Raw genomic sequence first — 21526 nt, forward strand, 5'->3', positions numbered from 1 at the left:
GCTCGTCTTATTGTGAGCGACTCAGAATAAGGGTACAGTGTTGTATATGACAACAGTTCATCAGCACCCCGGCCACGCCCTCGAGGAACCATCCCTCGATGATCTGCGTGCCCAATGGTCCGATGAACTTCGCTCTCGCGGACGGAGGGTGACCAAGCAGCGTATCGCGGTCCTGACTGCGGTGCATCGGCACCAGCATTCGCCGGCCGAAAATATCGTAGCGTACGTACGGGACGAACTGCCGAATATAACGGTCCAGTCCGTCTACGTGGTCCTTGCGGACCTGACCGACATCGAACTGCTCCGCAAGTTCCAGCCGCCGAACACACCCGCCCTCTACGAGACGCGCGCATCGGACAATCATCACCACGCCCTGTGCGTCGTCTGCGGTCGTATCGAAGACGTCGATTGCGCCATCGGTGAAGCACCCTGTCTCACCCCTTCGGACGCTCACGGCATGTCGATCATCGCCGCGGACGTCGTCTACCGGGGAATCTGCCAGTCGTGCCGCTCCTCCGAGGAGGGCACGGACTCGCCGAATCCCCAGGCCGCAGGCGCGGCCCCCACATCGTCCGGGCTCACGACTCACTGAGTCCGGCCATCACACCAACAACACACAAGAAGAAGGAGATCATCGATGACTGAGTTCGTCTCGAACCAGAGCACCACTGATCCTACGAAGCCCTCGACCACCGAGTCGGGCGCACCCAGGGAGTCGGACGCCAATTCCCTGTCCGTCGGCCCCAACGGCCCGCTGATGCTGCACGACGTCGCCCTGGTCGAGAAGCTGGCCCGCTTCGACCGGGAGCGTGTCCCGGAACGCAGCCCGCACGCCAAGGGCTCGGGCGCGTTCGGCGAGTTCGAGGTCACCGAGGATGTCAGCAAGTACACCAAGGCCAAATTCCTCCAGAAGGGCGCCAAGACCCCGATGCTGGCTCGTTTCTCGACCGTTGCCGGTGAGCTCGGTTCGCCGGATACGTGGCGGGACGTCCGTGGCTTCGCCCTGAAGTTCTACACCGAGGACGGCAACTTCGACATGGTGGGCAACAACACCCCCGTGTTCTTCGTGCGCGACCCCATGAAGTTCCCGGACTTCATCCACTCCCAGAAGCGGACGCCCGATTCCGGCCTGCGCGATGCCAACATGCAGTGGGATTTCTGGAGCCTGTCCCCCGAGTCCGCCCACCAGGTCGCGTACCTCATGGGCGACCGCGGCCTGCCGCGCAATTGGCGCCACATGAACGGCTACTCCTCCCACACCTACATGTGGGTCAACGAGGACGGCGAGCGGTTCTGGGTCAAGTACCACTTCCTCACCGAGCAGGGCGTGGAGAACATGACCAATGAGGAAGCCGAGCAGTTGGCCGGTTCCGATGGTGACTACCACCGCCGCGACCTGTTCGATGCGATCGACCGGGGCGACTACCCGTCATGGCGCCTCGAGGTCCAGATCATGCCGTACGAGGACGCGAAGAACTACCGCTTCAACCCCTTCGATCTGACCAAGATCTGGTCGCAGAAGGACTACCCGCGCATCCCGGTGGGCCGGTTCACCCTGACCCGGAATCCGCGCAACCACTTCGCGGAAATCGAACAGGCTGCATTCAGCCCCTCGAACACGGTTCCCGGCACGGGCGTATCCCCCGACAAGATGTTGCTCGGCCGCGTGTTCTCCTACCCGGATGCCCAGCGCAACCGTATCGGCACGAACTTCAACCAGTTGCCGGTCAACGCTCCCCTGGTCCGCACCAACTCCTACGACAAGGAAGGCCAGATGGAGTACCACCACAGTGGTGACGCTCCGGTCTACGCCCCGAACTCGTACGGACGCGCCTACCAGGACGAACAGGGCCCGGTGGAGAATGGTTGGGAGTCCGACGGCGAGCTGGTCCGCACCGCCTACACCCTCCACTCGGAGGACGACGACTTCGGCCAGGCTCACACTCTGGTCCGCGAGGTCTACGACGAGGGTGCTCGCGAGCGCCTGATCGAGACCGTTGCCGGCATGCTCGGCGACTGCGTCGAGCCGGTGCTCTCCAACGCGATCCAGTACTGGAAGAACATCGACCAGGAAGTCGGCGAGCGCATCGAGAAGACCGTCCAGCAGAATGCTGGCGACGACGTCCCCGGCGCCTGATGATGTGAGTTCTTCCGCGGCCTCAGGCTGCGGGACCACACGAAAAGGGGCTTCCCACCGTTGGGTGGGAAGCCCCTTTTCGTGTGTGTGGACCGCTCTGCAATCCCGTTCTCGGAAGTCAGGAGGCCCTGGTCCGGACCTTCTCCTGGAGCGCCGCGATCTCGAGGATCTCTCTGACCTGGTCCATCGGAAGGAGCGCACTCGGGCCCAGGGCATTGATCTTGACGTGAGTGGCTCCGGACTCCACCGCGAGACGCATCGCGTCCAGTGCGGGGACGGATCGCACCTGCAGCTGCGGATCCAGGGCCGCGACCTCGGGGGCCGACGTGAAGAGGAGGAACGTTTGGGGTTCCCCGTCGCCCTCGGGCTGGGCGAAGACGGGCCGCAGGCCCTGTTCGCTCTCCCTCATGCCGAGCAGCAACACCGAACCCGGCCCCATGAAGGATCCGATCAGGCGTTGCATGCTCTTGGCCAGGAGAGCGTTCTTCGCTGCGTCGTTCCTGGGGGTGTTCATGGCCCACTCGGCCTGTGGGCCTTCGATGCGGCACGAGTCGGGCGAGTTCGGCTCGACGATGATGTCCGACAGGGTTTCGTCCGCCACGAAGTTCTGGAGGACGGAGACTCCCGACTCGCGGTTGAGCATCAGCTCCTGCGTCGAGCGCCCGGAGGCGGAGACGACATTGCGAGCGGTTTCCTCACGAAGGTATACGGCCAGTGACCGCCTGCCGTCATTTCCGAGGACCGCCTGGACTCTGACCTGTGAGCCCGGACCCACCCGTTCGCCACGAGGACCGGGAACCAGCGTGGATCCGGTGATGTCCAAGAGGACCTCACCGCCCATGAGACATCTCAGGACGTTCGCGATCGTCTGCTCCGTGGGCTTGTGGGCGAAGTGGGACAGCGCTTGTTCCACCTGTGGATTCAGAGACTCCGGTGTGGTGTCGGAATCCTCGTACGCGTCGTCGAACTGCGACGGGGCAATGGGGTGTGCGTGCCGTTCTTCATCGGGGGACGGCGTGACCTGCTTCTCGGGTTGGTAACCCTGTGTTCGCTCGACCATCCACTCCGGCAGGTGGATCCGGTCGCGAGGGAACGTCTCCCACTCCCCGACCAGGTCTTCCGCAGCCAGAGGGGATTCCTGTCCCCAGGATTCGGGCTCGTCGTCGTGATTGGTGTCGATGCCGACCTGGTACTCGGGGACCGGCCACCCTTCGGCCTGAATGATGAGACTGATCGACAGCCATGCGCCGTGGGCCCGGGTGTAGGTGGCCCGACGATGTTCCCGCAGGAGCGGAAGGGCGTTCGAATCGTCGTCGATCAGGCCCGTGGACCCCGTCACTTCTCGCTCTCCGCGAAGTTCGGTGATTCGGGCCAGGAATGAGCCCGGTTCGCGCCGCGAAGGTTTGATGTCTGCGATGAGCTGGTCCCAGCCCGGGTCCGTGGTGGTCGATGAGAGCAACCAGTGCCCCAAGCGGTTGACCGCCTCTCCGGCACGCTGTTGCCGCTCCTCCTCGGGCAGTTCCTCCGTCGGGTTGCTGGGAGCCGTACTTGGCATGGGATGTTCCTTCGGCTGATCACGTGCAACGTCGCCGCTGGATCGGCGACCTTTCCTGCCTCGAGCCTACACAGTCGGGGACAACTGATGAGTCCTCTGCACGGGCGTTTACTTGCTAGCCTGTTTTCATGACGAAAACTCTCCAGGACTTGATTGACGAATCGATCTTCATCTCCACCGAATACCAGGCTCGTCTCGCCGAGATCAGTGGCGATTCCGAGTGGACGGTGGACTTCTCTGCTCCGTCTTTCACGCTGGATTCCGATCCCTCGGTGTCGCTCGATCCCTATCTGCTCGGCACCGAATCGGACCAGCGCGGCTCGTGGATCTGGTCCTGGCAGGAGCTGGGGCATTTCCCCGACGTCGTCGTGACAGCAGCGGTGCAGGCGCGCGAGGCAGGCGAGCACCTGGGCGTCCAGGAGCTGACCACCGACGAGCTGGTGCTCTCGGAAGGGCTGGCACGGAGGCTTACACTGGCGTCCAAGGCCGTCACGGGTGTATTCGCGCATTACCCCGCCGCGGCCGGCGGAGGAGTGCGTGCGTGGCTCCTGGTCGACGGCCCCCAGTTGGAGCTCCCTGAGCCCACGGTCAACCGCATGGGCCGGATCATGGCCCAGGCGCTGCAGACCAACACCGCAGTCCACCATCAGCGAGCCGTGGATTCCTACGCCCGTTTGCGCGGCGCCCACATTTCCTGGGATACGGAGGCCTGCGCAGTGATCACCGCGGCAGATGGCGCACTGCGCCTGTGGTTCGACGACCACAGCATCTCCGGTATCGAACAGGCCGAGCTGGTCGTCAGCAAACGTGAGTTGGCGCAGGCCGCCAACGACGCAGACAAGCACCGCCAGGCCCTCCGAGAAGAGGCACGCAGGTCGCTGGCCATCGCCCAGCGCGAATCCGAACAGCAGCGTCTCTCCCGCGAAGAGGCCGAAGCCCAGCGGGTCGCCGCCACCGAGGCGGCACTCGCGTCCGAGGACGAGCAGCAGGTGGCCCCCTCGCTCGAGGACACCGAGGGAGTCGAGCGGACCCAGCCGACTGCCGAAGGTCAGCCCTTCAACCAGGAACCGAGCCAGGATGCCGAACCCGGGTTGGTCTCCACACAGGTGGTCGAGGAAGACGAGGCACCGGCCCCCGAGCAGGCGGCTCCGGCCGCGGCTGCTACGGCGCCAGCCTCGCCCCCGGCTTCCGACGATGCGGTGACGGATGCCCAGCCCGTGGTCGAGGAACCGGACTCCGCCCGCACCCGCGAGCAGGAGGCAAAGGACGAGGACCGTCGGTCCGCCCTCGAGCGGCTCCGGGCCGAACAGGCCGAGAACGACGCGGCCCGCGCGGGCGAGTCCGCCCCGGCGAGTGCCGCGTCGGGTTCGACCGCATACACGGACCAGTCCGACGAACGCACCGACCAGGCCGAACCCGCTCGAACGGAGGCTTCGGAGCGCGAGGCCGAGGCGCAGAAGGGCGAGGAGTCCAAGAAGAAGGGCTTCTTCAGCCGCTTCTTCGGACTGTAGAACGAGGTCGGGTCCGGGCCCCACGCGGGACCCGGACCCGCGGTTCGCGGCGCGGATTCGCGCCCGGCCGGTACGCGAGAATCCCGGTGACATCGATTCGGGTCGGTGTCACCGGGATTCTTTCGTTTTCGGCCAAGGCCCCGTCAGGAGTCCCGGTGCACCACGGCCTCCGCGAAGGACTTGAGGGCCTGTTTGACGGTCGTCTCCGGCAACGGCTCGAGGGTTCTGATGGCGTCGTCGGCCCACCGATAGGCGATGGCCCACGCCGTGTTCGTGGCGGGGTGAGCACCCAGCGCCTCGACCGCACGAGCCAGCGCCTCGTCCGAGCTGAGGTCCGCCTCGATGAGGTCCACGATGCGGCGGGCTTCCTCGTCCCCGTCCTCGGCGGCCTTCCGCACCAGAATCGAAGGAAGCGTGGGAACTCCTTCGCGGAGGTCCGTCCCGGGCGTCTTCCCCGAGGTCTGCCGCGATCCGGTGACGTCGATGACGTCGTCGGCCAGCTGGAAGGCGACACCCACCAGCTCTCCGTATCGAATCAGCGTCTGGACAGTCTGCTCCTCCGCCCCGGCCAGGTGCGAACCGTACTCGCACGCGGCCGCAATCAAGGAGCCCGTCTTGCCTTCGATGACCTTGATGTAATGGGCCAGTTGGTCCTCGTCCGGGTTGGCCCCGGCCGTTTCGTACAGCTGACCGAGCACGAGCCGTTCGAAGGTCCTGGCCTGCACGGCCAAGGCACGTGCACCCAGGTCGGAGACCATGAGAGACGCGCGGGAGAAAATCAGGTCTCCCGTGAGGATCGCGACCGAGTTGCCCCAAATCGTGTGGGCCGCATCCGCCCCGCGACGCTTGGAGGCGTCGTCCATCACGTCGTCGTGGTAGAGCGTGGCCAGGTGCGTGAGTTCCGTGACGACCGCCGCCTCGATCGTGTCGTCGTTGATACCGCCCGAAATTTCAGCGGCCAGGAGCGTCAGGAGGGGCCGGACCCTCTTGCCGCCGGCCTCGAGCAGGTGTCGGGCGGCGACGTCGGCCAGGGCGTCCGTGTAGTGCACGGCGCGGTCCAGGCGTTCCTCAACCTCACCGAGGCTGCGGAGGATCTTCGGACCGAGCTCTTCGTCGCGGGCGATGAGCTCGAATCCGGACGGCAGGTGCGTGTCCTCGGAACCCGCAAGAGCCTGGGCGAAAGCGCTCTCCGGCTGGTCGTCATGCTGTCCGGGGTGTGTATCAGTCACGGGCTTAACACTAACCGTTTCTCTCGGGGCCATAGGCCGTTGGCTTCGGATGGTGGTCACCGGGTGGAGGTCGCGGGCGTCAGGGACTCGATGATGTGCACCGCCTTGTCGATCGCGTTCCGAGGCTCCTGGGGCACCTGGTCGGCCATGACATCCACAATGATCTTCATCATCGCAGGAACCCTCATTCCGAGAGACACAGATGCCTTCATCAGCGCCGGGTGCCCGATCAGTTGCGCGCACGCGCGACCCAGGGTGAAGTGGGAGCCCCACGTCGCTCGAATAATGTCCGGGTAACGGTCGAGGACGAGTTCTCTCTGGGCCGGTCCGTTGGCCCGTGAAGCCTCGCCGACGACGTCGGCCGCAACGCGCGCCGATTGCATGGCATTGGCGATGCCTTCACCGTTGAACGGAGAGACCATGCCTCCGGCATCACCCAGCAGCATCAGACCGGGAACATAGTGCGGAGTCCGGTTGAATGCCATGGGCAGGGCCGCGCCGAGCACCCTCCCCCGGCGATGCTCTGCATCAAGGTTCCATTCCTGGGGCATACCCGCGGTCCACTCGGAGAGGACCCGTCGGTAGTCGAGCTTTCCGAATTGCTCCGACGTGTTGAGGATTCCGAGGCCGACGTTGGCCGTGCCGTCCCCTACGCCGAAGATCCACCCGTATCCCGGCAACAGCTCACGCCGGTCGCCAGGTTCGGGCCGGTCCCCTTCGAGCTCGAGCCAGCCCTCCATCCAGTCCAGATCGCCGAGGGGCGATTCGTAATAGGCCCGGACGGCCACGCCCATGGGGCGGTCGTCCCGCTTGGCGAGGCCAGCCGAGACTGCGGTTCGGGTCGAATTTCCGTCTGCCGCCAGAACCAGGTCCGCGTGGAAATCACGGGTTTCTCCGGTGCGGCGCCCCCGCTCATCGTGCAGTTGGGCGCGGATTCCGACGATACGCTCCGGATCCCCGGCCAGGTTTCGGGAGAGACCGGCCGGCCACGTCGTGAGATCTCCCGCACGGATGACCTCCTGGGCGGCGTGGCCCTCCAGAACCACCGCACCGGCCGACCGGGCGTGGTTGGCGAGCTCCTCGTCGAAGCCGTAGCGGGTGCGAACCAGCCCGTACCCCGGGACATCACCTTGGGATTCGAACGGAACCTCGAGGCTCCTGCCCGCCGCCCGCAAGCGGAGGCCCTTCTGCCGGTGATACCCCTGCTCGACACCGTGAGGCAGACCCATGAGGTCCATCTCCCGCACGGCCTGAGGGGTCAGGCCGTCCCCGCAAACTTTTTCCCGGGGGAAACGTGTCTTCTCCAGGACGGTGACCTCGTGGCCGCCACGCCCGAGCCAGTACGCGGCGGTGGCTCCGGCTGGGCCTGCGCCGACAACGATGATCTTCATAGGACTAGGCCTTGGACCCCCGATGAAGGGCCACGATGCCCCCGGTCAGGTTGCGGTACTGGACGTGCTCCCAACCGGCCTCGGCGATCACTCGGGCGAGCGGTTCCTGGGCCGGCCACGCGCTGATGGTCTCCGCAAGGTACGTATAGGACTCCGGATTCGACGAGAACAGGCCTGCCACGAGGGGCAGCGCGCGCATAAGGTACTCCTGGTAAACCAGGCGGAACGGCGCCCACGTGGGAGTCGAGAACTCGCAGATCACCAGCGTTCCGCCGGACTTCGTGACACGGTGCAGTTCGCGCAATGCCTTGGGATAGTCGGCCACGTTGCGGAGCCCGAAGGACATCGTGACGGTATCGAACTCGGCGTCCTCGAAGGGGAGATCGGTGACGTCCGCCCGGACGAAATCGATCTCGGGATGCCTCCGCTTTCCCTCGACGAGCATTCCCTCCGAGAGGTCGGCCGCGACGACGTCGAGCCCCTCCTTCAGATAGGGCGCGGAAGAGGCTCCGGTGCCGGCGGCCACGTCCAAAATCCTTTGGCCCGGTTTCGGCTCGGCGGCTGTCACGGTCGCCTTGCGCCATCCGCGGTCCTGCCCCAGGGACAGCAAGGAATTCATGAGGTCGTACTTCGGTGCGACCCCGTCAAACATTGCGGAGACTTCCTCGGACTTCTTGTCAAGATCAGCTCGGTTCACGCTGTCCATTCTGTCAGACGGCACGCCGGCCCAGAACCTGGGCTGTGGAAATGAGCCGCAATACATATCGACGCTCTATTTGATTGCACTCAGTGCATCTTCTCGAATAAGCTCGGTCACATGCCTTCCGCCCCGCAACGAGACGCCTCGCCGCACGATGCCGCCCGCCCCAGCGACCGCCGGAGCCTGGTGCGCACTCAGAATCGCGACGCGATCGCTTCGGCCGCGGCCGATCTCGTGCTCCGCGTGGGGCCGAGCCACCTGACCGTGGACGAGCTCGCGGAAAGGGCCGGGGTCTCCCGAAGGACCGTGTTCAACCACTTCTCATCGATCGAGGAAGCGGCATTCGCCCGAGTCAACGACAATTTCGATCGGCTCGTGGAGGATTTCGCCCCGGATTTCGTCGGCACACCGGAGACGATGAGCACCAGCGTGTCCCAGGCCCTGACGGAGTTCGTGCTGCGGTCGGATGTGCTCGAGGTAATCCGCGACAGCGTCACCACCGCGGGCCGGATGGTCGACCGGCAGGGAATGGACACCTGGGGGCAAGCCTCGATCGAACGTATGATCCACCGCCTGGTCGCGATCGTCGAGTCCCTCTATCCGCAGGCCCCCGCCATGCACATCCACATCCTGTGCCGGGTGCTCGTTCAGACCATCTGCGTCGCACTCCACGAGGCTCTGGGCGACGACGGCCAGGGTTCGAGCCTCGCGGAAGCGCGCGACAAAGTGCGCGAAGCCCTCGAATATTTGACCACCATTTCCTTCGACTCCGCCCTGAAAGGGATCTGACCATGGCATCCTTGCTCTACACCATCGGCCGCTCGTGCGCTCGCAAAGCATGGCTCGTACTTGTGGTGTGGCTGGTGGCCCTCGCGGCCGCCGGCGGCAGCTTCGCCGCCTTCAGCGGTCAGCTGAGCAACGCGTTCACCCTGCCCGGGTCGGAGACCGAACGGTTGCAGAACGTCCTCAAGGACAAGGTCCCCGAGGCGAGCCACGGCACGGGCCAGGTCGTGATCTCGACCGACGATGACAAACCGTTCACCGGCGAGCAGAAGTCGCAGATCGCCGACGCCCTCTCGAGCGCGAACAAGGTCGATGGTGTCGCTTCGACCACGAACCCCTTCCAGACCAAGAGCTCCATCGAGGAGTCGAAGTCCCAGCTCGACGACGCCGCCCGGCAGCTCGAAGGCGCCTGGGGACAACTGGGCAGCGGACAGAAACAGCTCGAGGACGGACGACAAAAAGTCGATCAGGCCCAGAAACAGCTCGATGAGACCAAGCAGAAGGCCGCGGCCTCCCCCGGCTCGGACCAGGCGAAGGGCCAACTCGACGAGCAGCAGAAACAGATCGACAAGCAACGCAGCGAGCTGGACGGCAAGCAGGACGAGTTCGAGAAGAACCGCGATCAGCTCAAGGAGCGCCAGCAGGAGTACGACCAGAAGCTCAAGCTCTTCGACCTGTCCAAGTCCGCCGCGCTCGTGTCGCAGGACGGCACCACGGCCGTCGCCTCGATCTCCTTCGACAAGAGCGAGCAGAACATCAGTCAGGACACCAAGGACTCCCTGGTCAAGACGATCGACAACGCCGGGATCGACGGAGTATCGATCGACTACAGCCAGTCCATCGCCCAAGACCTCGGCGCTCTGGCCGGTCCCGCGGAGATCATCGGCGTCGTCGTGGCTCTCGTGGTTCTGCTCATCATGTTGGGGACCATTGTTGCCGCCGGCCTGCCCATTCTGACGGCACTCATCGGCGTCGGGATCGGCGTGCTGATCACGATGTCGCTCTCGGCCGTGGTCGACATCCAGCAGATCACCCCGATGCTGGGGCTGATGCTGGGACTCGCCGTGGGGATCGACTACTCGCTGTTCATTCTGAACAGGCACCGAGTCAATCTGCGCGAGGGGCACCGCCTCACCGATTCCATCGCCCTGGCCAATGGAACGAGCGGAAATGCCGTGGTCTTCGCGGGAACGACCGTCATCATCGCGCTCTTGGCGCTGAACGTTGTCGGGATCCCGTTCCTCGGCATCATGGGGACGACCGCCGCGATGTGTGTTCTCATCGCCGTTCTCATCTCCGTGACCCTGACCCCGGCCTTGCTCGGGCTGATCGGCCTGCGCGTCCTGAACAAGAACGAGCGAGCCGCCTACCACGGACACGCGGGCAAGCACCGGAAGACCAAGACGCTCCGGGAAGCACACGGATGGTCCTCGGTGGTCACCCGCCATCCCGTTCTCGTGATCATCGGTGCGGTGGTCGCACTCGGAATCATCGCTATCCCCACGGCGTCGATGCGGCTCGGCCTGCCCGACTCCTCGACGGAATCCGTGGATTCGACCGATTACAAGGCGTACAAGACCATCGAGGACAAATTCGGGGCGGGCGCGAACGGAACCATCCTGGCGGTGGCCGAGCTTCCCTCCGACACCGACGAATCCACGGCCGATGATCTCCAGCTGAAGATCGCGGAGAAGATCAAACAGCAGGACGACGTCAAGAACGTGGTTCCGGGGCCCGTCTCCAAGGACCATTCGGTCGAGGTCTTCCAGGTGACCCCCGAGGAGGGACCGGCCGCCGAGTCCACGGAGAACCTCGTCAACGACCTGAGGGACCTCTCGTCGGAGACGCAGAAGAACGACGACGTCACCCTCGGCGTCACGGGACAGACCGGAGGCAATATCGACATCTCCCAGATTCTGTCCCAGGCGCTGCCGGGATATATCGGCATCGTTCTCGGCCTGTCCTTCGTAATCATGGTGCTGGTCTTCAGGTCGATCCTGGTGCCCCTGATTGCGACGCTGGGCTTCTTGTTCTCACTCCTGGCGTCCTTCGGCGGCGTCGTCGCGATCTACCAGTGGGGCTGGCTCGGGCAGATCTTCCAGGTCCACGACGCAACCATCGTGCTCTCGTTCCTCCCGACCCTGGCCGTCGGGATCCTGTTCGGCTTGGCGATGGACTACCAAATGTTCCTGGTCTCCGGAATGCGCGAAGCGCACACCCACGGGGCCAATGCCCGAACCGCTGTCGTGATGGGCTACAACCAGTCGGCCCGTGTGGTCGTGGCGGCCGCGATCATTATGTTCAGCGTGTTCGGCGGATTCGTCTTCTCGGAGCTGACCATGATCCGATCCATCGGTTTCGGACTCGCCTTCGGCGTGCTGCTCGATGCCTTCGTTATTCGAATGAGCCTGATTCCGGCGGCAATGCACCTTCTCGGCGAATCCGCGTGGTGGTTGCCCCGGTGGCTCGACAAGATCTTGCCAAATGTCGACGTCGAAGGAGCCTCCCTGGAGCGGGGCAATGATGAAGAGACCTCAGAGCGTCAGTAGAACGTGGTGAACCGCACAGGGGAAGGGCGTTGCTCGCTCAAACAATTTGCAATTACTGTAAATACATGAGCACTTCGACCCTTCCCGGCGGCGACCGCCGGCACGCGCGGCGCGAGGCCACACGCAAGGCCATCCTCGAGGCCGCCGAATCGATCGTGCTCGAAGAAGGAGTCGAAGCCCTCAAATCGAAATCACTTGCGGAACGGGCCGGAATCTCCCAACGGTCCTTGTTCAATCACTTCCCCAACCTGAACGAGGTCGTGCTGTCACGCATCACCTCGTATCTCACGGTTTTGCTGAGCGAACCCGAGATTCCCTCGGGACTGCCGACCTCCGAGATCCCGGATGCCCTCGACTGGAAGTTCAAGGCCAGTTTCGACCGGCCGGAGGCGGACCACCTTTTCAACAGCTTCCTGGCCCTGAGCCTCCGGCTCGACACGGAAATGGTCGACCTGCTGGGACGCCACGTGGTTTTGACCCTCGCGGACGTCTCGAGCCAAATCATGGAATCGACCACCAAGAATTATCCGGATCTCGACTTCGGCCAGAACATCAGGATCCGGATGTACATCTCCAACCTCACTAACGGAATCGCCTTCGGACTGCTCCGGGGCATCAATCGGCTGGGCGTCCTCGACAGCCCCGCGTGCGGTGCCCCCGAGCACGACGGCGCCCACTTCCCGAAATCCTTCCAGGGAACCGACGCGCTCGGACTACTCAACCTGGAATCCCTGCGAGAAGACATCGATTGGGCCTTCGAGCAGGTGGCCATTGGCCGTCCTCGCATCTGACATCGAACATCAACTACCGAGAGAAGTCATGGCACAACTCCTGTATCGCATCGGCGGCTTCGCCGCCCGCAAGGCATGGGTGATCATCAGTCTGTGGATTGTGATCCTCCTGGCCCTGGGCGGTTCATACGCCGCATTCAAGGGGGATCTGAGTTCCAGCGTCACGATCCCCGGCACCAAGTCGCAGCAGCTCCAGGACGAGCTGAGCGACAAATTCGACATGAACGCGAACGCCGGAACCGGGCAGGCGGTCGTCAAGACCTCCGATGGGAAGGCCATTTCTTCCGACCAGAAGCAGGCGCTGGCCAGCGCCCTGCAGAAGGTCGACAAGGTCGACGGCGTCGAATCCACGACCAATCCCTTCGACCAGCAGAAGCAGGTCGACCAGGGCAAGGCACAGCTCAAGCAGGCGCAGCCTCAGATCGAAGACGGCCAGAAGAAGCTGGACGACGGCCAGAAACAGATCGACGACGCACGATCCAAACTCGATTCCTCCAACGCACCGCCGGATGCCTATCAAGAGGTCGACGGCAAACAGAAGGAACTGGACACCCAGAAGAAGCAGTTCGAGCAAAAGAAGTCGGAGTTCGACCAGAACAAGGAGAAGCTGGACATGTCCAGCAAGTACTCCTCGGTGTCCGACAATGGTTCGACCGCACTGGCGAGCATCAGCTTCAAGGACGAGATCAATTCGGTATCCCCCGACACGCTCTCGGAGGTGCGTTCCGACCTCGCTGACGCCGACCTCAAGGGTCTCGACGTCGAATTCGACCAGAACCTTGAGGGCCAGCCCGAGATGAAACCGACCGCCGAGATCATCGGCGTGATCGTGGCCTTCATCGTGCTGCTCGTCATGATGGGAACGTTCATCGCCGCGGGTCTGCCGATCCTCATGGCCTTGGTCGGCGTGGGAGCTGCCATGCTCGGAACGTTCTCGTTGTCCGGCATCGTCGAGATGAATTCCACAACACCCGCTCTCGGGTCGATGCTGGGTCTCGCGGTCGGCATCGACTACTCGCTCTTCATCATCAACAGACACCGGAACAACCTGGCCCGCGGCATGAGCATGAAGGACTCGATCGCTCTTGCCACCGGGACGAGCGGCAATGCCGTCGTCTTTGCAGGTGCGACCGTCATCATTGCCCTGCTGGCGCTCAACGTCGTGGGAATTCCGTTCCTGTCCGTGATGGGCAACGTCGCCGCGGGATCGGTCCTCCTGGCCGTCCTGGTCGCGGTGACCCTGACGCCCGCGATGCTCGGCCTCACCGGTCGGCGCATCATCACGAAGAAGCGGTGGAAGACGATCCAGCGCCGCGCCCAGCTGCGGGACAAGGCACAGACGGAGAATCTCGTCAAGGAGGGCGAACTCCAGGACCGCGCCCACAAGGCCCATCTGGAGCACGAGTCGGCCCCGCACGGTTGGCTCAAGGTCGTGACCAAACGACCCCTGATCACCACCATCGTTTCCGCCCTGGTCCTGATCGTCGTCGCACTGCCGATGACCCAGATGCGCCTGGGGCTGCCCGACGCGACGAGCTCGAGCCCCGACACCGGAGCGTACAAGAGTTTCAAGACGATCGAGGAGCAGTTCGGCGAGGGCCGCAACTCCACGATGATCGCGGCGGCGGACCTGCCCGATGGAACCACTGAGGACCAGGCGAAGCAGCTCCAGATCGATGTCGCCAAGGACCTGGAGAAGCAGCAGGACGTAGATACCGTGGTTCCTGCCGCGATCTCCGAGGACAGCAGCATGCTGATGTACCAGATCGTTCCGGATGAGGGGCCCAGCGCGTCCTCGACGAACGACTTGGTCAACGATTTGCGTGACCATACGGTCCACACCGACGACGGCGACGTGACCTTCGGAGTCGCGGGCCAGACAGCAATGAATATCGACATCTCCGAGAAGCTCCTCAAGGTGCTTCCGGTGTATCTGGCCATCGTTCTCGGCCTGTCGCTGCTCGTTCTGATCCTGGTGTTCCGCTCGATCCTGGTGCCGCTCACTGCGACCCTGGGTTACCTCTTCTCGCTCCTGGCGGCCTTCGGCGCGACCGTCGCCGTATTCCAGTGGGGATGGCTCGGGTTCCTCTTCGGGGTCACGGACCCCGGCCCGATCCTGAGCTTCCTACCGATTCTGGCGGCCGGCGTGCTGTTCGGCCTTGCCATGGACTACCAGGTATTCCTGGTGTCATCGATGCGCGAGGCGTACAGCCATGGGCGAGGCGGCAAGAAGTCGGTGATCGTCGGCTTCAATCACAGCGCGAAGGTTGTTCTGGCCGCGGCCCTGATCATGGCTGGGGTGTTCCTCGGGTTCGTGTTCAGCGGCGAGGCGATGATCGCGTCCATCGGATTCGTCCTGGCCGCCGGCGTCCTGTTCGACGCGTTCGTGGTACGCATGACGCTGATTCCGGCGCTCATGTACCTCCTGGGTTCCAAGGCATGGTGGCTGCCGCGCTGGGTGGACAAGATCCTCCCGAATGTGGATGTCGAAGGGGCCTCTTTGGAGCGCAAGGAGTAGCCTCCCTCCCGTCGGGAATCACCCCGGAACGCTAGGTGACGATGAGCCGGTCGCCCCATGGTGGGCGGCCGGCTCTTCGTGTGCGCGCGCCGCGGCGCGAGGTGGCAGTGGCGTGCATATTTCACCGCAAAAACTGCACAAGCCTGCCACTTCGCCACGTGGTGGGGCTCAGGTGCTCGGAAGTGCCGACGACGTCGTGCGCGATCCCGGGGTGCCCTGGGGTGGGTGTTACCGGATTGCGAGGCGCTGACCGACGACTATCGACGACGTCGGCGAACAATCGTGGCCCTATCAGGAGACGGTTGCCCAATCGAGAGGCGGTCCCCCTCCTGATGTGGCGCTCTAACCCCCTCCTAACGAAGGTCGGCACCGCCTCATCGGGTAACCGCCACCCAACGTGGGAGGCGAGGCGCCGTCCAGCGCGGGGCAACCGCCACCCAATGCAGGAACGCGCCACCGCATCGGCCAACCACCACCCAACGTGGGAAGTGAAGCGCCGGAAAGAGCCGGCAACCACCGCCCAACACTGGCAACCGCCACCGAACGCAGACGCGGCCCGAACGCCCTTCGGCCCGGACGCTCTCCGGGACTAACGCTTGCCCGGGTGGGAATCTCGGGCGACGATATCCTTCCATTCGGCGCGTTCCTCGGTCAGCCCTTCTCGCGTGCCACGCACCTCGATCACACTGATCCCCCGAACGGGGGCGGCCAGTGCCGCGAACAGCGCATCCTCGTCGTCGGCCCGCATGTAGCGATGGCCGTGGGCCGTGACCAGGCGTTCGACGTCGGCGTCGTGAGGGGTGCCGAAGAACCTTTCGACGGCACCGGCCCACCCCTCCGCCTTGGCCACGTTGCCGTGCTCAAGCGTCGAGAAGATGCCACCGCCGGAATCGTTGAAAACGATGATTTGCACGTCCGGGACGACCTCGCACGGTCCGAAAAGCAAGGAACCGGCGTCGTGCAGCAGCGTGAGATCGCCCAGCAGAAGACGCAGGGGCTCCCGACGCGCGAGGGCGATCCCCGAAGCGGTCGCCACGGTCCCGTCGATGCCGGCCAGACCACGGTTGGACCACACCATCGGGTCGTGAGCGGCCCGCGGGTCGACCGGTACGAGGTCGAGATCACGGATCAGATTGGAAGATCCGCAGACGAGCGCCAGGCCGTCGTCGGTCATGGCCTCTCGAACTGCTCGGGCAACCAGAGGACCGTTGAGACAGCCGTTGCGATCCCGGGCCTCGGCCAGCGCCCGCTGCAGGTCGTTGTCCACCCGCTCGTCCTCGGTATGCCACCGTTCGAGCCAAGACCTCGGGGGCCGCCCGGCGAACCGCCGGGCCTCGACGAGCGTTTCCACGGGAGTCTCAGGCCGACGGTCCGGGAGGGCCCACGCAACGGGACGGGGCAGATAGATCACTGATTCGACGTCGCCCCGATGGAGCAGGTGGTCTACGGAGCGGGAGAGCGTCGGGCGGCCGAAGAGGACGACGCGTTCGATCTGGTCCCCCAGCTCCCCGTCGAGAAGGAGCTGATATGTGCCCATCGCATTGGGGCCGCTCCGGGCACCCGACGAGGGCTCGGCCAAAAGGGGCAGATCGGCCGCCTCCGCGAACATGCGGGCCAGAGGGCCTGCCCCGTCCCCGGCGATGACGACGGTGCGGACCCCCTCGGCACCCGGCCCCTCCGATGCCAACGCCTCCCCAGGATCTGAGTCGCCCAAAGCCTCGGTCACCGTGCTATCCGCCCGACGGGGAGCAACCGGCGCACGCACATCCGTCAAGGAGTCAGCCCAGGCACGCAAGGTCTCACGCATACGCGGTTCGGGAGTCAGGGGAACGTCGAAAGCGACGTTGATCTGCACGGGTCCCAGCGGCCGGTTCGACGGCCGATCCCATGAGGCGGGGTCGCGGCCCGTCAGCGCCGCGAGACACTCAGTGAAAGCCACCGTCTGGTCCCCCGGCTCCGGTTCGGGATAGGACACGAGATCCGCGGAGGCCCGCACGTGAACCCCGTAGAGCCCTTGTTGCCAAGTGGTCTGGTTGGCTCCCGTTCCCCGGAGGCGTGGGGGCCGGTCCGCGGAAAGGATCGCGAGGGGAACTTCGGAGTGATTGGCTTCCATGACCGCCGGCATCAGCTCGCCGGCGGCCGTGCCCGAGGTCGTGACCACCCCGACCGGTCGCCCCGAGGCCTTGGCCATGCCCAGGGCCGTGAATCCGGCGGTCCGCTCGTCGATGCGGACATGAACTTCAACGACGCCGGCTTCCGAGGCCGCCGCGAGCGCGTAGGCCAGTGGGGCCGACCGGGATCCGGGGGCCAGAACCACCTCGCGCATTCCGGATCGGATGAGGGAATCCAGAACGGATACCGCAGTGAGGAACGCGTCGGGCTGGGAGTCTGAAGAAGTCACCCTGACCATTTTACGCCGCGGCGGCAATCCGAGGTTTTCCCTCTCGACGACCGCTCTTAGCGTCCTATCGCGTCGAATATGGATTTTTAATTGAGAATGATTATCATTATTGATCTATGATCCATTCATCTCTGCGCACGAACCACCGCTATCGCGTGCTGCTGGCCTGCGCGCTGGGCGCATTCCTCGCACTCTCCGTGCTTCTGGCCATTTCCTGGGGTGCGGCGTCGATCCCTGTCGGCCGCACCGCGACCTACCTCTGGTCGGCACTCACCGGAGGGTCGATCAGCTCGTCCGACGTGACCGAGTACACCGTCGTCGCGGAGATCAGGACCCCGAGGGCGGTCATGGCGGCCGTGGTCGGGGCCGGGCTCAGCGCCCTGGGGATCGCCGCCCAAGCCATGGTCAGGAACCCGCTTGCCGATCCGTTCATCCTGGGCATCTCCTCGGGAGCCTCGGTGGGGGCAAGCGCCGTCGTGTCCTGGGGAATCTTGTCTTCCTTCGGCGTGTACGCGTTGTCGGCGGCCGCATTCGTCGGGGCTCTCATCGCCTCGGTGCTGGTTTACGCTCTCTCACGCTCCTCGGGAGGCATCGCTCCGGTGCGTCTGATCCTGACGGGTGTGGTCCTGTCCTTCGGGTTCCAAGCACTCATGTCCTCGATCGTCTTCTTCGATTCGAAGGGCGACGCCGCCCGGACCGTGATGTTCTGGATGCTCGGTTCCCTGGGCGGAGCGTCATGGGCACAGCTTCCATTGGCGGGGGTTGTCACGCTCGGCGTCATCGTGTGCCTGTGGTACCGCGCTCCGGATCTGGACGCCCTCTCGATGGGAGACGGATCCTCGGCGAGCCTCGGCGTCGATCCCGAGGCCCTGAGACGCCGCCTCTTCCTGCTCACCGTGATCGGAACGGCAGTGCTCGTTTCGGTCGCGGGCACCATCGGCTTCGTCGGCCTGGTGGTCCCCCACCTCACGCGTATCGTTCTCGGCCCCGCGCACAGGCCTGCCACGGTTCTGGCTCCGTTGTTCGGCGCCGTGTTCATGGTCTGGGTCGATCTGCTGAGTCGGATTGCGGTCCCGCCCAGGGAACTTCCCCTCGGCGTGGTGACCGCCCTGATCGGCGTTCCTGTATTCGTGCTGCTCATTCGGCGGCGGGGATATGTCTTCGGAGGTGCGCAATGACGGCGAACGCAGCACTCGTCCTGGACGACGTCTCAATCCCGGTGGCCGGACGCGATGTTGTCCGGCAGGTCTCTCTCACGGTCCGCCCCGGCGACGTCGTCGGACTGGTCGGCCCCAATGGGTGCGGCAAATCCACGATGCTCAAAGCTCTGTACCGGGCACTCCGACCGAGCAGCGGCGCCGTTCTGATCGACGGTTCCCCACTGGATCGGCTGTCCTTCCGCGAGTCGGCGTCACTCCTCGCAGCACTGCCGCAGGAGGAACGGGGAGAACTCGATTTCACGGTGGCCGAGGTCGTCGCGCTCGGGGCCGCGGCTCACCCGACGTCGGCTCCCGAGACGGCACGGGCCGTTGCCGGTGCCATGGCCCGGACCGGGGTCCAGGGCCTGGCCGACCGGAGTTTTCTGGGACTCTCGGGCGGCGAACGCCAGCGGACGCTCCTGGCCCGGGCGCTGGCCCAGCGAACTCCTTATCTTCTCCTCGACGAACCCACCAACCACCTTGACCTGAGGTACCAGGTCGAGCTCGTCGGACTCCTGCGGAAGCTGGCCCAACGGACAGCGGACCCAGGAGTCCAGGGCACGGCCGGCCAGGAGTCATCCGGAGACGACTCGGCACGTCGACCAGGAATCATCATGGCCCTGCACGATCTGAATCTCGCGGCGAGCGCGTGCCACCGGGTCGTCGTGATGGACCGAGGCCGCGTCATCGCCGACGGCCCACCCGGCGCGAGTCTCGAGGCAGACCTGATCGAAAAGGTCTATGGGGTCCGCCCCATCGTGACCACCCGCCCGGACAACGGCGCCCCGCACTTCCTGTTCCCGTGGTGAATCGACCCGACGGACGTCGACGCCACACCCCCGCTCCGGGCACGTCCCGCCCACCTCACCCCCGATGAAGGAGATCCATGTTCCCCCATTCCAGATCCACGAACAGCACTGACAGGGGCCGACGTCGTCGAGCCCTGTGGTGCTCGGCCGGAATCGTGAGTGCGCTGCTCCTGTCCGGTTGCGGCGCCACCGTCGAGGAAGATGCCTCGGAAACTCCCAAGAAGTCCGTGACCAATTGCGGTCAGACCACGTCCTATCCGTCCCCGACCAAGGCGGTGGCCTACGACGTCTCCGCGATCGAGAAGATGTTCTCCCTCGGCCTGGCCGACCGGATGCGCGGGATCGTGCTGCCCAAAACCGTCAGCAGCGTGATCGACAAATCCCCGTACCGAGACGATTACCAGAAGGTCGAGACGATTTCGGACTCCGTGCTCAGTCAGGAGTCCCTGGTCAGCGCCTCGGCCGACTGGGTCTTCGCCGGCTGGCAGGCGGGATTCAGCGAAGAACGAGGGGTCACGCCGGATTCCCTGGCCAAGGTGGGCATTAACGCCTATATGCAGAACGAGACCTGCTACAACTACAAATCCGATACATCCGACCCGGAGCCGATCGACGCGACGATCCAGGATCTGAAAGACCTCGGCACCATCTTCGACGTCCAGGACCGGGCCGACTCCCTGGTTTCCGACCTGGAGCAGCGCAGAAAGAAACTCGCTGAGGAACCACGCCCGGAGACCGAGAGCTCGGTGTTCGTGTATGACTCCGGGACCAGTGAGCCGTACACGGCGGGGAAGAGGACGGCGACCAACTCGGTCGTCGATCTGGCCGGCGCACGATCAGTGACCTCGGACCTCGATGCGCGGTGGGACACCGTGGGCTGGGAATCGGTGGTCACTGCGAATCCTCAGGCCATCGTCGTCGTGGATTACAACAAGCAGCCGGTCAAGGACAAGATCAAATACCTCAAGAATGAGTCGCCCATCAAGGACTCCCCCGCGGTCAGGGAGGACAACATCTACGTCATGGACTATAAAGAAGCGGTCGCTGGTCCCCGCAACATCGAGGCGGCCGAAAAGCTCTCCGAGTACCTCAGGGCGAGGGGGCTGCGGTGAACCCGGTCATACCCCAGGATATTGATTCGGTGGACGACCTCCGCCGCCACGTACTACTCCACGAACGATCCGCTTCCGAGCCCCTGATTGCCCGCAGCGTCTTCTACGTCCAGCACGGAACGAGGCTTGCCACCGGACACCAGCTCTATCGGAACCAGTACGTCCTGGTCAGAGTCGAAAACGCTTTCGGCGCCTGCGCTGTGGAGGCCGGAGAACTGGGACCGGAGGTCTCCGAATTGTCCGGCCGCCCGGTCGGGGAACTGTTGGAGGATTCTCGGTCTCCGGTCCGATTGGCGGCCCTGGACGGATGGCTGGCGGCGCGTTGCCCTCATCGGGATGATGACCGGGCACAGGCGGTCCGCCTTCCGCCCGGAACCCCCGACCAGCGTGCCGAAGCGCGCGACGACGCCGTGGCGGGACTCCTGGACATCGGTGCCGGAGACCGGGTGGCCCTCATCGGGGTGGTGAATCCGCTGGTCGCGGCGATCCGAGATCGCGGAGGAGAGCCCTTGCCGTGTGACTTCGGTATGCAGTTCACGCAGTGGGGAGATCCCGTCACGGACGATATGGATGAGGTCCTCGACGAGGCGGATGCCGTCATCGCGACCGGCATGACACTCGGAAACGGAAGCTTCGACCGAATACGACGCCGCTGCCTCGACCGCTCCCTTCCCCTCGCGCTGTACGCCCAATCGGGTTCGGCGGTGGCTCGTGAGTTCCTGGGACGCGGGGTAGCCGCGCTGAGCGCCGAACACTTCCCGTTTTCCCAGTTCAGCGCGGACGAGACCCTTCTCCACGTCTATCGAGTGCCATGACCGCTCGGACAAGAACCCCCACGCAA

General features: G+C 64.7%; 16 protein-coding genes. 11 read left to right on the top strand and 5 right to left on the bottom strand.

Translation table 11 applies throughout. The annotated features are described in order from the left end of the window. Positions 1 to 46: 46 nt before the first annotated feature. Together AB0Y14_RS04710 and AB0Y14_RS04715 are read left to right on the top strand one after the other, a co-directional pair. Complete coding sequence (locus AB0Y14_RS04710) at positions 47 to 592, top strand: Fur family transcriptional regulator (RefSeq protein WP_436588050.1); 546 nt, start codon at positions 47 to 49, stop codon at positions 590 to 592. Positions 593 to 637: 45 nt separating this feature from the next. Next, positions 638 to 2137 (top strand): catalase, encoded by a 1500-nt coding sequence (locus AB0Y14_RS04715; protein ID WP_436588051.1) that lies wholly within the window; start codon positions 638 to 640, stop codon positions 2135 to 2137. Positions 2138 to 2255: 118 nt separating this feature from the next. On the opposite strand, the gene AB0Y14_RS04720 is transcribed toward AB0Y14_RS04715, so the two are convergent. Beyond that, positions 2256 to 3692, bottom strand: coding sequence for an SseB family protein (locus tag AB0Y14_RS04720; protein ID WP_436588052.1), 1437 nt, complete (start codon positions 3690 to 3692; stop codon positions 2256 to 2258). Between the two features lie 128 nt (positions 3693 to 3820). Here AB0Y14_RS04720 and AB0Y14_RS04725 point away from each other — a divergent pair, with 128 nt between their 5' ends. Next, positions 3821 to 5203 carry a DUF6882 domain-containing protein gene (locus tag AB0Y14_RS04725; RefSeq protein WP_436588053.1) on the top strand — a complete coding sequence of 461 codons (1383 nt, stop codon included), beginning with the start codon at positions 3821 to 3823 and terminating at the stop codon, positions 5201 to 5203. A 143-nt stretch (positions 5204 to 5346) separates the two neighbouring features. Here the strand turns inward: AB0Y14_RS04725 and AB0Y14_RS04730 are convergent, their stop codons facing one another. The 3 genes from AB0Y14_RS04730 to AB0Y14_RS04740 are packed head-to-tail and all read right to left on the bottom strand — an operon-like array spanning position 5347 to position 8529. Then, entirely contained in the window at positions 5347 to 6432 is a 1086-nt protein-coding gene (locus AB0Y14_RS04730) for a polyprenyl synthetase family protein (protein WP_436588054.1), read from the bottom strand. A gap of 56 nt (positions 6433 to 6488) precedes the next feature. Further along, a complete protein-coding gene (locus tag AB0Y14_RS04735; protein WP_436588055.1) occupies positions 6489 to 7823 on the bottom strand; it encodes a geranylgeranyl reductase family protein in 1335 nt (444 codons plus the stop codon). Between the two features lie 4 nt (positions 7824 to 7827). Further along, complete coding sequence (locus AB0Y14_RS04740; RefSeq protein ID WP_436588056.1) at positions 7828 to 8529, bottom strand: demethylmenaquinone methyltransferase; 702 nt, start codon at positions 8527 to 8529, stop codon at positions 7828 to 7830. Positions 8530 to 8640: 111 nt separating this feature from the next. Here AB0Y14_RS04740 and AB0Y14_RS04745 point away from each other — a divergent pair, with 111 nt between their 5' ends. From AB0Y14_RS04745 to AB0Y14_RS04760, 4 genes are all read left to right on the top strand, one after another. Beyond that, entirely contained in the window at positions 8641 to 9312 is a 672-nt protein-coding gene (locus AB0Y14_RS04745; RefSeq protein ID WP_436588057.1) for a TetR/AcrR family transcriptional regulator, read from the top strand. 2 nt (positions 9313 to 9314) lie between these two features. Continuing rightward, the gene (locus AB0Y14_RS04750) at positions 9315 to 11855 is read left to right on the top strand and encodes an MMPL family transporter (protein WP_436588058.1); all 2541 of its coding nucleotides are present in this window, start codon (positions 9315 to 9317) and stop codon (positions 11853 to 11855) included. A 65-nt stretch (positions 11856 to 11920) separates the two neighbouring features. Next, positions 11921 to 12646, top strand: a complete 726-nt coding sequence (locus AB0Y14_RS04755; protein ID WP_436588059.1) for a TetR/AcrR family transcriptional regulator — start codon at positions 11921 to 11923, stop codon at positions 12644 to 12646. A 28-nt stretch (positions 12647 to 12674) separates the two neighbouring features. Continuing rightward, positions 12675 to 15164 (top strand): MMPL family transporter, encoded by a 2490-nt coding sequence (locus AB0Y14_RS04760; RefSeq protein WP_436588060.1) that lies wholly within the window; start codon positions 12675 to 12677, stop codon positions 15162 to 15164. Between the two features lie 589 nt (positions 15165 to 15753). Here the strand turns inward: AB0Y14_RS04760 and menD are convergent. Next, complete coding sequence (gene menD / locus AB0Y14_RS04765) at positions 15754 to 17565, bottom strand: 2-succinyl-5-enolpyruvyl-6-hydroxy-3-cyclohexene-1-carboxylic-acid synthase (RefSeq protein ID WP_436588061.1); 1812 nt, start codon at positions 17563 to 17565, stop codon at positions 15754 to 15756. 116 nt (positions 17566 to 17681) lie between these two features. Between menD and AB0Y14_RS04770 the strand changes: the two genes are divergently transcribed. The 4 genes from AB0Y14_RS04770 (at position 17682) to AB0Y14_RS04785 (ending at position 21500) form a co-directional block, all read left to right on the top strand. After that, positions 17682 to 18743 carry a FecCD family ABC transporter permease gene (locus AB0Y14_RS04770; protein ID WP_436588062.1) on the top strand — a complete coding sequence of 354 codons (1062 nt, stop codon included), beginning with the start codon at positions 17682 to 17684 and terminating at the stop codon, positions 18741 to 18743. Next, the gene (locus AB0Y14_RS04775) at positions 18740 to 19573 is read left to right on the top strand and encodes an ABC transporter ATP-binding protein (protein WP_436588063.1); all 834 of its coding nucleotides are present in this window, start codon (positions 18740 to 18742) and stop codon (positions 19571 to 19573) included. Before AB0Y14_RS04770 ends, AB0Y14_RS04775 begins: the two co-directional genes overlap by 4 nt. A gap of 77 nt (positions 19574 to 19650) precedes the next feature. Next, positions 19651 to 20685: an ABC transporter substrate-binding protein gene (locus tag AB0Y14_RS04780; protein ID WP_436588064.1), complete on the top strand. Its 1035-nt coding sequence runs from the start codon at positions 19651 to 19653 to the stop codon at positions 20683 to 20685. Then, a complete protein-coding gene (locus tag AB0Y14_RS04785; protein ID WP_436588065.1) occupies positions 20682 to 21500 on the top strand; it encodes a Rossmann-like domain-containing protein in 819 nt (272 codons plus the stop codon). Before AB0Y14_RS04780 ends, AB0Y14_RS04785 begins: the two co-directional genes overlap by 4 nt. Positions 21501 to 21526 lie beyond the last annotated feature (26 nt).

The sequence above is a fragment of the Rothia sp. HC945 genome (genome assembly GCF_051370785.1).
In the GTDB taxonomy this organism is placed as follows: domain Bacteria; phylum Actinomycetota; class Actinomycetes; order Actinomycetales; family Micrococcaceae; genus Rothia.